Annotated in this window: 14 protein-coding genes; 4 read left to right on the top strand and 10 right to left on the bottom strand. The window is 37.7% G+C overall.

From position 1 onward, the window contains the following. Positions 1 to 86 precede the first annotated feature (86 nt). On the bottom strand, positions 87 to 923 hold the full coding sequence (locus R2R71_RS18115) for a PAS domain S-box protein (protein ID WP_316832691.1): 837 nt from the start codon (positions 921 to 923) through the stop codon (positions 87 to 89). A gap of 316 nt (positions 924 to 1,239) precedes the next feature. On the opposite strand from R2R71_RS18115, the gene R2R71_RS18110 reads away from it, so the two are divergent. The 3 genes from R2R71_RS18110 (at position 1,240) to R2R71_RS18100 (ending at position 3,994) form a co-directional block, all read left to right on the top strand. Further along, a complete protein-coding gene (locus R2R71_RS18110; RefSeq protein WP_316832690.1) occupies positions 1,240 to 1,866 on the top strand; it encodes a Crp/Fnr family transcriptional regulator in 627 nt (208 codons plus the stop codon). A 400-nt stretch (positions 1,867 to 2,266) separates the two neighbouring features. Next, complete coding sequence (locus R2R71_RS18105; protein WP_316832689.1) at positions 2,267 to 3,490, top strand: glycosyltransferase family 87 protein; 1,224 nt, start codon at positions 2,267 to 2,269, stop codon at positions 3,488 to 3,490. 165 nt (positions 3,491 to 3,655) lie between these two features. Next, on the top strand, positions 3,656 to 3,994 hold the full coding sequence (locus R2R71_RS18100; RefSeq protein WP_316832688.1) for a hypothetical protein: 339 nt from the start codon (positions 3,656 to 3,658) through the stop codon (positions 3,992 to 3,994). 224 nt (positions 3,995 to 4,218) lie between these two features. On the opposite strand, the gene R2R71_RS18095 is transcribed toward R2R71_RS18100, so the two are convergent. From R2R71_RS18095 to hxlB, 3 genes are all read right to left on the bottom strand, one after another. Next, positions 4,219 to 4,443 (bottom strand): hypothetical protein, encoded by a 225-nt coding sequence (locus R2R71_RS18095; RefSeq protein WP_316832687.1) that lies wholly within the window; start codon positions 4,441 to 4,443, stop codon positions 4,219 to 4,221. A 253-nt stretch (positions 4,444 to 4,696) separates the two neighbouring features. Further along, a complete protein-coding gene (gene hxlA, locus R2R71_RS18090; protein ID WP_316832686.1) occupies positions 4,697 to 5,329 on the bottom strand; it encodes a 3-hexulose-6-phosphate synthase in 633 nt (210 codons plus the stop codon). Between the two features lie 32 nt (positions 5,330 to 5,361). Next, positions 5,362 to 5,967: a 6-phospho-3-hexuloisomerase gene (hxlB, locus tag R2R71_RS18085; RefSeq protein ID WP_316832685.1), complete on the bottom strand. Its 606-nt coding sequence runs from the start codon at positions 5,965 to 5,967 to the stop codon at positions 5,362 to 5,364. A 198-nt stretch (positions 5,968 to 6,165) separates the two neighbouring features. On the opposite strand from hxlB, the gene R2R71_RS18080 reads away from it, so the two are divergent. Further along, complete coding sequence (locus R2R71_RS18080; RefSeq protein ID WP_316832684.1) at positions 6,166 to 7,023, top strand: helix-turn-helix domain-containing protein; 858 nt, start codon at positions 6,166 to 6,168, stop codon at positions 7,021 to 7,023. Positions 7,024 to 7,086: 63 nt separating this feature from the next. Here R2R71_RS18080 and R2R71_RS18075 read toward each other — a convergent pair whose 3' ends face one another. From R2R71_RS18075 to R2R71_RS18050, 6 genes are all read right to left on the bottom strand, one after another. Beyond that, complete coding sequence (locus R2R71_RS18075) at positions 7,087 to 7,779, bottom strand: helix-turn-helix domain-containing protein (RefSeq protein ID WP_316832683.1); 693 nt, start codon at positions 7,777 to 7,779, stop codon at positions 7,087 to 7,089. Between the two features lie 222 nt (positions 7,780 to 8,001). Beyond that, positions 8,002 to 8,676, bottom strand: coding sequence for a hypothetical protein (locus R2R71_RS18070; protein ID WP_316832682.1), 675 nt, complete (start codon positions 8,674 to 8,676; stop codon positions 8,002 to 8,004). A 61-nt stretch (positions 8,677 to 8,737) separates the two neighbouring features. Further along, positions 8,738 to 10,180 carry a RagB/SusD family nutrient uptake outer membrane protein gene (locus R2R71_RS18065; protein WP_316832681.1) on the bottom strand — a complete coding sequence of 481 codons (1,443 nt, stop codon included), beginning with the start codon at positions 10,178 to 10,180 and terminating at the stop codon, positions 8,738 to 8,740. A 12-nt stretch (positions 10,181 to 10,192) separates the two neighbouring features. Further along, complete coding sequence (locus R2R71_RS18060; RefSeq protein WP_316832680.1) at positions 10,193 to 13,216, bottom strand: TonB-dependent receptor; 3,024 nt, start codon at positions 13,214 to 13,216, stop codon at positions 10,193 to 10,195. A gap of 397 nt (positions 13,217 to 13,613) precedes the next feature. Beyond that, positions 13,614 to 14,567, bottom strand: a complete 954-nt coding sequence (locus R2R71_RS18055; protein WP_316832679.1) for a hypothetical protein — start codon at positions 14,565 to 14,567, stop codon at positions 13,614 to 13,616. A gap of 3 nt (positions 14,568 to 14,570) precedes the next feature. After that, positions 14,571 to 15,254 carry an arylesterase gene (locus tag R2R71_RS18050; protein ID WP_316832678.1) on the bottom strand — a complete coding sequence of 228 codons (684 nt, stop codon included), beginning with the start codon at positions 15,252 to 15,254 and terminating at the stop codon, positions 14,571 to 14,573. Positions 15,255 to 15,315 lie beyond the last annotated feature (61 nt).

The following is a 15,315-nucleotide window of genomic DNA, read 5'->3' as shown; positions in this document are numbered from 1 at the left end:
AGTTTAATTTTAAATTGTGTTTGAATGAACGAATAACCTTAAAACTTACAGTGCTATTTTACATTGTCTAAATTCTTTTCTTTATTTTAAATTACCTCACCAATTTCGATTCCATAAACTTTTTCAAATAGCTTTTTAAAATAATCTCTGGAGCTGTAACCTGCTATATTTGAGATTTCTGTTATCGTTTTATATTTCCCACTACCAATGGCTTCCCATGCCATCTGAAGCCTGATAATTCTAATTAAATTATTAGGTGTAATACCCATCAGTTTTTTGACCTGCCGGAAAAGCTGACGCTCGCTGAGTGCAAGCTCGGCGCTTAACAGGCTTAAATTTAAATCGAGGTTTCCGATATTCTGTCTGACAATACTTTCGAACTTATTTAGCCAAAGCTGTTCACTTGGTGATGGTTCTACCTTAATTTTATTCGGTGCTGAATCTTGTTCTTCGGCGGGATCAGCGAGTACAGGTTCACCAGTTTTGTTTTTCAAACGCTGAATCTGCTCGGTATTAAGCTGCATTAATATTGCCGATATCCTTTCGAGTTCTTCAAACTGTTTTCTGTAGGTGATATCTTTAGCAATAGCAAAAACCACCTTATCTCGCTCTACACGTACTGAAGTCCAGGAAAGCCATACTGCTGAGCCATCTTTTCTTAAATACCGGTTCTCAAAACGTAGTAAAGCCTCCCCTTTCCTTAAACCATCTCTTTTCTGGGCAGTTCTGTTTTTATCGGCAGGGTGTACAAATGAATTGATCGGGGCCGACATTAACTCTTCATTAGTGTAGCCAAGCGTTTTCGATACAGCGGGATTAATTTTTTTGAAATAGCCATCGTATCCGGCAATGCAGAGCAAATCAGGCGATAATTCAAAAAAATACTCAAGATCGAAACGATCGTTGCCCTGCGTTTTACTCATGTTAAGAAATACAAGCCCGATTTAGAGGAAAGGCTAATATTCTGCTAATATATTTCTCGCATAGCTTTACTGCAACATTTACAAGTAAATATTTTATTTAATTTGTCAGTTTTGATTACAAAACCGGCAGGATTGTAAACATTAAATAGCTGAATTTTAAGCATTCCATTACTCAATTCTTATTGAATAGCTATTCGCCCTATAATCAAACATTTAAATGCCAGATCAATGATTTTTCGGGTGCATAATTAAGATAAAGGAATGTTAACCACCCTGGATTGATCGGGACTCAATAAATTTATTAATCGAAATCAATATGGATATTATACATGAAGATCAACTTGCAATTTCTGTTTTAATATCTTACCTGAAAAGTATTAATACTTTATCAGAAGGGCTAATTTCGTTGTACAGGCAATACTGCAAGGTAATGAGGATCAGAAAGAACAAATACATTCTCTCACCTGTTGACAACAACCAATACTTATATTTTATTGTACATGGTACTGCGAGAGGTTTTATAAAAGATGAGGGAATTGAAATTACCACATGCTTTGCTTTTGAAAATGAAATGATGGCCGCTATGCGTGAACCACAAGAGCATATAAATTATTCGCCTGAATATCTCCATGCATTAGAAAACTGCTTAATCGTTTGTATCCCATACGCTTTAATTGAAGAAAATTCAACGGACTTTCCAGAGTTGAACTTTATCAGCAGACAATTACTCGCCTTGCAATCATTTTATGCTGCACAACGATCTATTCTGGCGAGAATACCAAAGGCTGCAGACCGGTATAAAAAAGTTTTATTAGATGAACGTTTCAAATTAAGTCCCATTCCTTTAAGATACCTGGCCAGTTATTTATCTATTAGGCTGGAAACCTTAAGCAGGATAAGAAGAAAGGAAACTGACGCATTACTAAGCCTTGCATCTGCTTAATCAGCAGCATACAATGAGGGGCTTGAATTCAAAAAAAGATTAGGCGCAGTTATAATTTGGCTTGCTTGAGTACCCCGCATTAAACCTCCACAACAATAAAATACTTTAATCCCAAATATTCCGATCTAAAACAACCATTAACCGGGGAATGCCTATGCCGCTTATATTGCTGCGCCTGTAGAAAATACAAATGAGGCCGTCAAATTGTTTTAAATATGTTTAGAAATCGATATTCCAACAGCGAAACAGTTATAAGATTGAAAATCAGAATATTACATAAAAAAAGTGATAAGTAAACTTAATAATACAACTTTAAGCTATAAAAAATGTTAAAAAAAATATTTTAACACTTTGAAATGTTAAAACTTACACATATTATTGTGTAACACAAACATTACAAATGAATACCCTTTCATCCGCTAACCAAACTAATTATTCGTTTTCCAAAATTTATGAAGACCATCGTTTTGCGTTTATATTGTGGCTGGCAGTCACTTTAATATTCGTGATTGATTCATGGATTACTAACAGGTTAAATAACTACCTGATTTTTGAAAACACCTTCAGAAACTTGCTGAACCAGCAATCTTTTTATGATCTCTATCCAGATTTTCATAATGACGCTAACCATTATGGTCCTATTTTCAGTTTAATTATTGCTCCATTTGCAGCCTTACCAAATTGGTTGGGACTTTTATTCTGGAATCTTTTTAATTGTATCTTTTTATTTAAGGCAGTACAAACACTTCCGGTTAGTCAGAAAGACCGTTTGATATTTTGTTACATTGCGCTACCCTGCTTAATCGAATCGATGTTAAACCAGCAATTTAATGCTGCTGCCGGAGCTTTGATTATCCTAAACTACACACAGCTAAACAAGGCTAAAGGTTTTTGGGCAGCCATGTTTATGGTACTTGGTGTATTTGTAAAGTTATACGGTATTGTAGGCCTGGCATTCTTCTTTTTTGTTAAAGACAAGCCAAGGTATATCTTATATTCCCTTTTCTGGGCATTGGTCTTTTTCATGCTTCCGATGCTGTTTTCATCTCCCCTCTTTGTAACCGACGCTTACTTTGAGTGGTTTGTTTCACTAACTACAAAGAACGCATATAATGTATCTGGAGTAGGCATTGATATGTCTATAATGGGATTTTTCAGGCAATTATGCCACTCACCCATCCTTAGCAATTCAATCTGCATTGGTACTGGTGCGCTTCTTTTTATGCTACCGTACCTGAATATTAAATCGTACAAGAAAAAAGGGTTTCAACTATTAATCCTGGCTTCTGCATTGCTATTCCCTGTGCTTTTTAGTACAGGCGCTGAAGATTGTACTTTTATTATTTCGATAGCAGGCGTTGGTATCTGGTATGTATTGGAGAAAAATAAAATACTGAAAAACATCTTATTGCCTGTTCTTTTAATAACAGCTTGTGACTTCCCTTTGCTTTTCTTTCCTGAATTTTCGAAAAGCCATCGAATTATGCTTTCGATGCTGAGCTTTCCTTATTTTCTGGTATGGATCAGGATTTTGTATAAAGCGCTGATGTACAAGAAAATCTTTAAAAATGAAGACAGCCTGGCAGAAACAGCTTTACCCGTAGTGCAGCCTCTTCTGTCTTAATTCTTACTAGACCAGAAAGCTATTTATAAATTTTGTGTAAAGTAATTTCCGTTTAAAAAATTAAAAGTTTCTTAATTTAAAGTAATTATAGGACGATTGCATTCGTTTTATATTCAATTGAAAAACTGCATCATGAGGTATTTTATTTTATTACTAATGTTATGTATGGGAAGCACTGTCAAGGCGCAGCAGGCTAAAGCTTACAAAACAATTTACTATTTTGCCAAGACAGATAACGCAACATTCAGATTGAAATATGCTGATGGTTATCCTGCAGGAAGCGAGATTCAAATTTATCAGGCAAAGAAACCAACGCAATATTTTTTACCGGAAAGTGGAGAAACTGATCAAAAAGGCATGTTCATTTTCCGTTCGGATACAGGAGCAGGTATTACCTTAGCAGGAATAACAGAGGATATGGAAATGCTGAAAGCAATAAAAGCTAATTATTTTTTCAAGGGGAAAACACAAAAACTCCTGTTCCAAAAATCCAAATTACGTTGAGACTGCTAATTGTGATTAAATATGCAATTTATAGGGCGAAAGTAATTATGGGATATCCCAGCATTCATTCCAAACTTCCTTTCAGTATTAAATAGAATGCCGGAGTTTAACCTTTACTAACTAGAGAATTTCATAAATAACGCCTGTCATCGCTGACAGGCGCCTTGGGTTATTAAAATAAACTCGTTAGCTGACCTTTGGAGCTATTCTCGAGGAATATTATATCAATTAAAAACGACTTCAAAACTTCCGTACATGGCCATTTCTGCTGTATGTGAAACCGCCAGCTTAAGCTGCTCCTGCTCTATTAATTTATTTGCATAAGTGATGCTCCTGTTTAAATCTTTTATCCCACGGATTTCTACTCCGCGTGAAAGCATCTTGAATTTTGATGGTTCGAATTTTTCAATAAATCTGTCCAGATCGGTTCTTTTAGTAACGTTATTCATAGTGGTTTAATTTTTCATGGATAAACCTATTCAACCAATATTTGTTTTCGGCTTCATCCCGAAAGATATCCACAAACCAACATTAGCTCTTTCACCTCGTTTATTTCCAGGTATTTAAACCAAGGACTAAAAAAAGAAAAATCGTACTTATGACTTGACAAGTCATTTATAAATAAAGAATGGGCATTTGCGTATATAGCAAATGTCCATCTTTTTTGTAATCACGTTTTAACTAGCAGTGTCTTTGTATTGCTTACGCGGCATCAATAACTTCACGAAGCGCTTTTGCAGCAGCAGCTGGATCTTCAGCCCCATATATTGCTGCACCAGCAACAACCACAGAAGCGCCGGCTTTTACAACTGCCGCAGCATTGTCAATTTTCACACCACCTGCCACTGATACCGGAACGCCAACTTTTGCCGCCTCATCAATTAATACCTGGATGGAATAACCAGCAGTCCACTGCTCATCCAAGCCCGCATGTAGTTCTACAAACTCAACACCAAGTGCAGAAACTTCCCGTGCTCTTTTTACGCGATCAGGATAACCGATAGTATCTACGACAACGCCTTTGTTATGTGCTTTTGCTGCTTTCACCGCACCAATTATGGTTGCATTTCCAGCGGCTCCCATAACCGTTACTAAATCAGCACCCGCTTTGAAAGCAATGTCGGCCTCAAGCTCACCTGCATCGGCCGTTTTCAAATCTGCAAATACCAATTTATCCGGGTGTGCATTCTTCATTGCAGTAATCACCGTTGAACCCATGTTTTTGATGAGTGGAGTTCCTAACTCAATGATATCTACATATGGAGCTACTTTGGCAGCCAAGGCCAAAGCTTCTTCTGTAGTAAGTAAATCGATTGCAACCTGTAATTTTGCCATAATTTTATGTATTTAAATGTTAATTTTTTTTATTATTCTAGATTAGCATGGCGTGCCCACAACACGTCCGAAGGAATTTGCTGCATCTTCCAAAGGGATTGAAAAACGGCATCCATAATCAGCAGCAAGAACTGTTCGAAAAGACTACCCGCATATTGTTTTGATTTTTCACTTTCCAGTTCCTGCTTTCCTGCTGCAGGAATAATTACGCTATGATTTGCTAATCGGGCAAGATCCGATGCTGGTGCAGTTGTTATTCCAATAACATTCGCTCCAACCGAGATTGCTTTCTCTGCAGCCCTTACCATTGATACTGTTGTTCCTGAACCGGAGGCAACAATCAACAAATCACCTTGTTTAATGGCAGGTGTAGTGGTATCACCAACAAAATAAACGTTAAGGCCCAGGTGCATTAAGCGCATTGCAGCACTACGCATTGCAAAACCGGAACGACCAGCTGCGATCAGAAAAATCCTTTCGGCCTGCTGAATAGCATTTACCAGGTTGATCAGGTTCTCCGTATTTATTCTTTTGGCAAGCTGCAGATTTTCATCCAGGATTAAATCCAGGTCCATGCGCAGCTGCCAGTTCAATTCCTGAAAATCCAGTTCTTCAATATCTTTTGCGGCTATCTTCATATACTTATTTTAGATGGCCAAAAGTAAAGTCCAATCTCCAATGAACCTTTACACAAACAGCCCATTTAATTGGACTATCTGGACATTTCGTCCTTTAAAAGTCACAAAAAGCTTAACAGAATTTAACTATTTCCGAATTGTCCTCTATAATTATCCTTTAATCCAATCTTGCAAAATTCCATGGCTTATCTTTGTAAAATGGATACGAGCAATACGCTGGGACTGGAAAGCGCCCTGCTTTATATACGTAATTTAAGTAACTGTCCACCAAGTTACCTGAACGACCCTGGCAGAAAGGATTTCTTTGAGATTGTTTGGTTAAAAAACGAAGATCCGTTGCATGGGATTGCAGACCCAGCCTATAAAGTTAAAGGGGACTGGATTTACCTCATCCCACCTTACCGCGTACACCAACTCAATAAAGCAGGTAAAAATGGCGAATTGATTTCTTTTAAACGTTCCATGCTTGAAGAAGAGGACAAGGATTTTCTTTTAGATCTTTTCAGGATTTTTAACGTACAGGGAGAGTTTTCTTGTCTGCGCCTGGATGAGGATGCTGCCAGAGAGCTTGGTAGTATCTATAGCCTGATGGAAAATGAATACCAAAAGGCAAACAATTACCAGATGATGAAAGCGCTGCTTAAAGTACTGCTTCTTAAACTTATTGCAGTAAAGGAGGTTAGTTTTACCAGCCACGACATCCATCAAAAACGTGTGTACGAATTTTTAATGTTACTGGAAGGGAATTTCCAGACGGTAACCAATATTGATTTTTATGCAGGAAAACTGGGTATTAGTTCTAAAAGGCTCAACCAGATTTTAAAAGAAAAACTAGACAAGACAGGCACACAAATCCTTCATGACCGGATTATCCTGGAAGCCAAAAGGAAGATTATCCACAGTGAGCTAACGATAAAAGAAATTGCATTCGAACTGGGTTTCAGTGACCGCCCTTACTTTAGCCGGTTTTTCAAAAAACAAACCGGGCAGACACCTGAGGAATTTCAAAAAATTGCCCGGGCTCACATTCAAACCAATTTTAATACTCTAGTTTAAAGTACTGCAGCTATCAGAAAATTAGAAAGCTAAGGATTGGCGTTTATTCATCCTGAATACTTGTTAACAATAATCTACAATTGTTAAGCTATGACCTAATCCCCTATGGTTTTTAATCAGTATTTCTTTTTCTGCGCTGAGTTTTTTCTTTAATGAAGAAAGGATAACATCCATACTTCTCGAGGTATAAGCATCAATACGATTCCACACGGAACTTAAGGCTTCAACCCGCGGAAGAATCCCACCCTTGTATTTTAATAGCAGAACAAGCAACTGCGCTTCTTTGTTCGTTAACCTAAAAGCTATTTTTGAGGTGCTTAAAGTTCTGCTGGCTGTATTAAACAAACAACTACCAAACCTGATATCGCTATTGTGTTCAGCATCGTTTGATATTTTTTCCGGCTGGTACAACGTAGTCAGATTTTGCAAAAATTCTTCCACAATGAGCGTTTTTTTAAAAAAGAAAGTTTTGATGAATGGATTGTTAACCAGCAGGGATTCCTCCAGATGCATTAATCCCTGATAAATTAGAATTACTTTAGATTTAAGGCTAAATATTGCCTCTAAAAGAACATGGGTACTCTGATCAGGGGCATCTAAATCAATAATGCAGATTTTCGGCTTTAAGGTATTGAGAGAAGTTAAAAAATCAATAACACTGTCTACATGAAAAAAAGTATAATCATTGGGAAGTGATGCATTGAGAATACTTCTTGACACATTAGGTTCTGTTTCGTGATATAATAGTACCGGCATATAACGACTGATTAGTTTACAAGCCCTAAAATTAAAGCATCGGCTAAATGGGATTAAAAAATTGAGACGAAAGCCCCGATTTTGTAGACCAAATCAGCAGGAAAAGAAAATCGTTGTCTTCCAATGATTTGATTTTGGCAGTTATCGCTAAAAAGTAGGTAGCATTTAAAATGAATCAGTTAATCGAAGTAGCGGTTTAATTTTAGGACAAAGCGAATAAAACTAATTCCTGCCTGTTGTTAATTGATCAAGGTAATTTGCGATAAGGATTAAATCGGCTTCATTTTTTGTATTCAATTTGTTTTTAGACAGGTAAGTTTCCAGTTCAGCGGATACTTTAGGAAATGCCTTTTGGAGGTTTTTGGCATTGGATACTTTTATAAGCGTATTACCTGAGAGGATATAATAAGCTGTTCGTTCTTCTATAGACCGGTCCACAGTACTCGAAGCATATTGCTTGGTATCGATGATGAATTTTTTGGTTCTTTTTAAAAGCTTCACATTTTTATCACTAATTACCTGAAAAAAATCATCTGGGGTAGAATCCTCTGTTTTAGGAAAGTTCCTGCGGTAAAGCTGCTGATTATTACCACTTGATTGAAGCACAAACTCCTTAACACGGTTTGCAAAATTAAGGGGATTGCCAGAAGCATCTTTAAATATGAGTTCCTGAGCAACCAGATCAAATTTCAAATCCAATGAGCCACTTTTCGTACCATTTTCAAGCACCACGGTACCTTTAGTCCACTCTTCGTTTAAGTAAGGAGTGCCGTTAACATTTTCATAAATTTTAATTTTAAGCGGAACGCCACTTAAGGTTTCGCCATACATATTTTGTGACTTGGCACTACCAATTATCGCAAAAATAGCCGTTATCACCAGGACAACTTTCTTCATGGGTTTCATATCGTCTGTAAATTATGTTAAAAATGCCCCGGATAAATCCGGGGCATAAAAATTAGTAGCCAGGGTTTTGTGTAATATTTGGATTTGCACCAATTTCTCCTGATGGAATTGGCTGCAGTCTTCGCGTATCACTTGTTGAAACAGTGGTATAATAAGAATAGGCTTTCACACCCATGTTCTGACGGTTAATCACGCTGTTTGTTCGTGATAAATCGAAAAACCTAAGGCCTTCAAATGCAAGTTCCTTTCGTCTTTCGTTTATTATCGCGTCAACCAGCGCTGTTCCTGTGTAAGTATAAGCTACCTGAGCAGCATCACGGTTTTGTGCTACCCGGTTTAAATAAATCAATGCATTGGCTTCATCACCCAAACGTGCATAGGCTTCTGTAAGGGTTAATAACACTTCCGCATAGCGGATCACTTTAACATCATCACGATCAGTATTTAAAACGTTTTGATATTTATTAACAATATAAGCCTGATAACTAGCCCTTGTTCCACTGGTAATCAGCGCACGTCTTGCATCAGTTGCAGTATATAGGGCATAAGTATTATCTGTTACCAGTAAATCACCGTAACCTCCCGATTGAGAATAAATGTAATCCAGCGCAGCAGTTCCGTTACTTGAAGTAGAACTCATATTAAGTTCAAATATGGTTTCCAGTTTATCTGTACGGGATGCACCTGAAGCCCAGAAACTAGCGAAAATTGCAGATGTTGAAGCCAATGAATAACCTCCGTTTTGTACCACTAATAGCGCTGCATCTCTGGCATTTGCATAATCACCTTTATATAAGTATGCTCTGGCTTGTATGGCTTTAACCGCATATTTAGCGATAAAGTTTGAACTCGCCGTATGGATAGATGCGGTTGTAGCAGGCATCAATAGGTAAGCACTGTCTAAATCACTGATAATTTTGCTGTAAACCTCCGCTACCGTATTTCTTGCAGGCTTGATGAATCCACCGGCAATATCAGTAGAGACTGTTACTAATGGCACCCCAGGGGCCGCAGAATTTACAGTATAAGGTGTAGCAAACCAGTTAACCAGGGTAAGGTAACTCAGGGCCCTGATGGCATAGGCTTCGCCTTTAAGCTGCTTAACATTGTCGGTTAACGTAAGGTTGGTACCAATAATACGGTTCGCCTGTAAAATGGTATAGTAACCCTGCCCCCATATATTGGCAGGTTCTGTAGTTGTTGCAGTAAAAGTATAATTGTTTTGCGTAATAAACCGGCCTGAATTACTGGTACTCAAATAAGTATTATCGGCAAGCAAATCACCAAGAACCGCTGCATCACGACCTAAAAACGAAGATGCTTTAAGGGCGGTATACATTCCTGAGGTTGCATCAAGCATATCACTTTCGGTATTAATTGCTTTTGAAACCGAAACAGACGTATAAGGCTGCTCATCAAGGAAACTCTTTTTACAAGAGGTTAATATTGATACAAAAGCGACCAATATATAGAAGTTATATTTTATATTTTTCATTTTGTATTTTTATTAAAGTCCAACATTAATACCAATGGTGTAAGTTTTAACCTTAGGAATATCTAAAGTATAACTACCAGCAATGTTAACTTCAGGATCAAAAGGCAAACGGTCATCGAATGTTTTAGTCCATAAGTTGGTACCCCTTCCATAGATATATAATTTCGTTATACCCAGCTTCTTCATAATACCCAGGTCTTTGAAATCATATCCTAAGGTTAGGTTTCTTAAACGGATATAGTCGCCGCTATATAAATACCTTGACGAAAAATTATAATCTGTTGATGAGGTAGAATATTTAGGTACATCAGTGATCTGACCTGGAGTAGTCCAACGGTTTTCATAAACGTACTGGTATTTGTTATAGGTATAATAAGCGCCAGATAATAAATAAGAATCGTAAGAACCATATATCCAGTTACCAAAATTATAATAGAAATCTACGCCTAAAGTGAATCCTTTGTAACGGAAGTTGTTATTAAAACCACCAAATGCTTTTGGATCAGATTGTTTATCCAATGTTACGTATTGTGCAGCTGACCATGAAGTTGTTGTTGCGGCATGTGTTCCATCAGTCCAGTATAATTGTGAACCAGTTTGTGGATCTACACCGGCAGATTCTTTCAAGTAGTAAGTATAGTAATCGTAGCCAACTGATCTGTAGAAGTTACCATTTTGAACTGAAGTTCCCTCAGCTAAACTGGTAATCTTATTTTTGTTGAATGAGATATTAAAATTACTGTTCCAGTTGAAATCCCTGCTTCTGATTACATCACCTTTAATCGTAAATTCCCAGCCTTTGTTACTCATTGAACCAATATTCTGGTTTATCGAAGAAAAACCTGTAGTTCTTGAAGTCGCTACCGACTGAATTAAACCATCAATATTGTTATGGTAGTAATCTACGATTAAAGAGAACCTGTCTTTAAAGAAGCCCAGTTCAGTACCTACATCGAACTTTTTAGAAGTTTCCCAAACTAAGTCAGCACTACCGATAACGTTATATTGCTGACCTGTGTAGCCTGCATAAGCGTAAGAACTGCTGTAGCCTGCAGTTGCCCGCCAATCGTAGTTACCTAGTCCTGCATTACCTGTTGTTCCATAAGAAGACCTGAACTTAGCAGAAGAAAATATATTTTGTGCCTTAAAAAAATCTTCCTGATCAACATTCCAGGTACCACCTACAGACCAGAAGTTAGCAAAGCGGTTATTTTCTCCAAATCTTGATGAGCCATCTCTTCTGAATGAACCACTAATGGCATATTTATTTTTAAAGTTTAAACTTGCTGTAGAATAAAGCGAGTTAAAAGCATAATTACTGTTAGTACCGTATGCATACAAAGGTGTAGATGCATTACTTAAAGCCGTTAATGAAGCCTGAGACGAAGGAAAGCCCTGACCTACTGCTCCAATAAATGACATTTTAGAACGCTGTGCTTCGTAACCTACTGCTGCCGACACATAGAAATCATCAATACCTGGAATATCATAACGATAATCTAACTGATTACGGGTTAACCAGTTAAAATAGCGGGTATAATAATCATAGCCATAACCACCATAAGTTCTTCCATCACCATGTGTTGAGTTCCAGAATACGGTTTCTTCGAGTGTATTATAATCAATACTAAAATAGCTGGTATATTTTAACTTATCCCAGATGTTCCATTTCAAGGTGCTATTTCCTAATACCCTTGTTTCAGATAAGTGCTTGGTATCGTTAACAGCTGTATACAATGGATTATAAACTGCTGTAAAGTTGGTAGAACCTGTTCTTGAAATATTCAGAGAACCATCGTCGTTATAAGCCAACTGAAAAGGACGTAAGAAATATGCGGCCAACAATGGATTTGCATATGCACCAGAGCTTGATGGCGTGTGCTGATCAACGTTAGAAAAATTAATACCTGTACTCAAGGTAATTCTTTTGCTAATCTGGTGATCAACATTAAATAATCCTGATATTCTTTTAAAATCAGATCCGATAGTTGTAGCCTGCTGTTTAAAATAGCCTGCAGAAGCGAAAACCTTGGTTTTTTCAGTACCTCCGGTTAAGCTCACATTATATTGTTGCTGGGTACCTGTACGCGTAACAAGGTCATACCAGTCATTGCTTTTACCGCTATTAAGACCATAGTTTGTGGCAGCAGTTGCTACAGCAGTAGCACTGTTTCCGCCATTGGTTAATGCTTCTTTAAATAATTCTGCATATTGATCTGCAGTTAACGGCTTTCCGGCATCAGGAATATCTAATAATGATGAAGCACCAGCTTCCGCATCGAAACGAACTTGTGTTTTACCTGCTTTACCTTTTTTAGTAGTAATCACGATCACACCATTACTACCGCGTGAACCGTAAAGGGCTGTAGCAGCGGCATCTTTCAATACATCAATGCTTTCGATATCGTTCTCGTTAACACCCGCCAATGCATTGGCAGTTGTGGTAGCACTTGATAAATCACCAGAATTAACAATCATTCCATCGATAACATACAGCGGATTACTTGTTAAAGCAAAAGAGCCTAAACCACGTATACGGATATTAACATTTGCCCCGGGTTGTCCGCTGCTTACCACAGCTGAAACCCCTGCAATCTGACCTTGCAAAGCGGATTGAACGGTAGAAAACGGTTTATTTTCTAAAGCCTCACCCTTAATTGTTCCGATAGAACTTGTATTTGCTTTTTGGGTAGTTGTACGATAACCATCGGTTACAACAACTTCCTGCAAATTCTGGGCATCCATTAATAGCGATACATTGATTACCGATTTATTGCCCACCGGAATATCCTGCGTCAGGAATCCGATATAACTGAATAAGATCGATTGGTTAGCGTTTGCCCTGATTGAAAAGGCACCGGAAGCATCGGTTGAAGTACTGATCGATGTTCCTTTAACTTTTACGCTTACCCCCGGAACAGGTAAGCCATCTTCTTTAGCCTTTACAACACCGGTAATTGTTCTGTCCTGGGCAGAAACCTTCATTACCAATAAGACCATAAAGAACAACAAACATTTGAGTAGTTTTCTTTTCATCTACATTTAATTTTAGTTTAAATAGTTAATAAATTTTTGAAGAATTAATCAGAATATTTTGAAAGACGCCCATGGGTTGGGAAGCACCGAACAGACGATTGTGAACACAATGCCCCCATCGGTTATATCTTTCTGGAAATGAATGAATAATAATTCTGCACCTAAAAAACGATATTTAGACTACAAAAACAGTAGAGTAACGACAAATTAGATAATTGTATCGATAAACCTACACCAACAAGAAGCTTATGTTAAATTTAATTTAACAATTAATTTAAATCAATTACAGCAACAATTGCCATAATTGCTCATGAATTATGCGCAGGGTTTGAAACGCAGGAAATGTGTTAAAGCGAGATACAGAAGATTTTACAGCAATTGGCTACTTTCTGTAAATCTATATATTCGAGTAAGGGGATGCTTTTAGCTTGTTTGCCTTAATGTATATTGTTTCTCTATCTGCGCTGATGATGATATTGAAACGTTTCAACAAATCGCCACCGATAACACTCATTTTTTGACGGCCGATAGCACCAGCAAAAAAGCCGACAGGAACATGATCAAGCCTGGTTTTCCCAAGCGTTAGCGAAGGTATGTTTGCCTTTTTGGTTTTTAATATGTTTCCAAAAGAATCTTTCAGGCTTTTCTCACTTGTGATCGTTAGTTTTTCATCGAGCTGATTTTCCGAAGTAAACTTATCATCAAACAGTATTGAACCCGAGTAACCGGAGTGGATTAAAAATAAGTTTTCAAGGAGCTTATCGCCTATTTTTACTGTGGCTTTAACAAACATCATTTCATCTTTATAAGTAAGTGATAATTTGTTGAAGCTGCTAAGGCCCGAAGGAAGTCTATCATAAACAGTAATTAACTTTTTATCGAAATCGATTGCTATTGCCTTTCCTTCAAAAAGCTCAAGACCGAACTTTCCACCACTACCAGGGCCAGAGTTCAGGTTTTCCCATAATGGTATTTCCGTCCATTTTCTGCCGGCAATTTCAAGCACATTACTTTTACTAAATCGTGAAGAATTATTTCCCCCGCCCCAGCTTTGAACGGTATCCGTTCTTTCAAAACGAAGGCTTTTCATTTTCTCAATGGCTGCACTGGTTAGCGTAAGATCGCTCGCAGCAGTATGAAACATTAACGAAACAGTGTCTACCCCGTTTAAGGTTGCACTAATAATGATGTTATTCTGCTCAGTAAGCTTAAAGGGGATTTTGTAATCATCCTTTGATTGTGCAAGCAAAGTGAAGCAACTAAGCACAAGGAGATTTAGCGTAATCAAAAAAGCTTTAAGCGAAAATTCCTTGCTGTTTATTGATGTATTGAGCGTCGACATACTATCCATGAACTAATTCAATAAAGGTTTTAATACCACCCAAACATTTTCAGCAAGTATCTTATCACCTTCGGCAGTAGGGTGAATACCATCGGCCTGGTTAAGCTTTGGAATGCCCCCAACTTTATCTAACAAGAATGGGATTAAACTCATATTATTCTTTTTAGCCAGTTCAGGAAATATATTCTTGAAATCGGTCGCGTATTTTGTGCCCATGCTTGGCGGCATCTGCATACCGGTCATCACTAGTTTGGCATCTGGATATTTCGCCTTCACCTTATCAATTACAGCTTGCAAATTTTTGGTTGTTTCTGTAACCGGCACACCCCTTAAACCATCATTTGAGCCCAGTTCGAGTACGAAGACATCTACTTTCTGTTTCAAAAGCCAATCGATACGGCCCTTACCGGCAGCAGAGGTTTCACCACTCAAGCCTCCGTTTATTACCTTATATGGCAATTTTAAGGAATCAATTTTATTTTGAATTAAAGCCGGATAGGCTTCACTAGGGTCTAAACCAAGCCCGGCCGTTAAGCTCGTGCCGAAAAACAATATGGTTTTGGTATCCTTTTCCTTTGCAGCGGCAGCAGTTTCGGTACTATCAACCACCTTGGATTTATCTTTATCGATTGAATTTGAGCAGGCTTGTAATATTCCTGTCAAAACAATTAAAGTCAGCAAGCGTTTTCGTAACATATCTAATTATTCTATCTCTTAAAATCAAAAAGCCTTTATCTTTAACGGAAAAGGCTGCATT

It is taken from the genome of Pedobacter aquatilis (genome assembly GCF_032678405.1).
In the GTDB taxonomy this organism is placed as follows: domain Bacteria; phylum Bacteroidota; class Bacteroidia; order Sphingobacteriales; family Sphingobacteriaceae; genus Pedobacter; species Pedobacter aquatilis_A.
The sequence above is the reverse complement of the archived record's forward strand: the minus strand, read 5'-3'. Positions and strand labels throughout refer to the sequence as shown.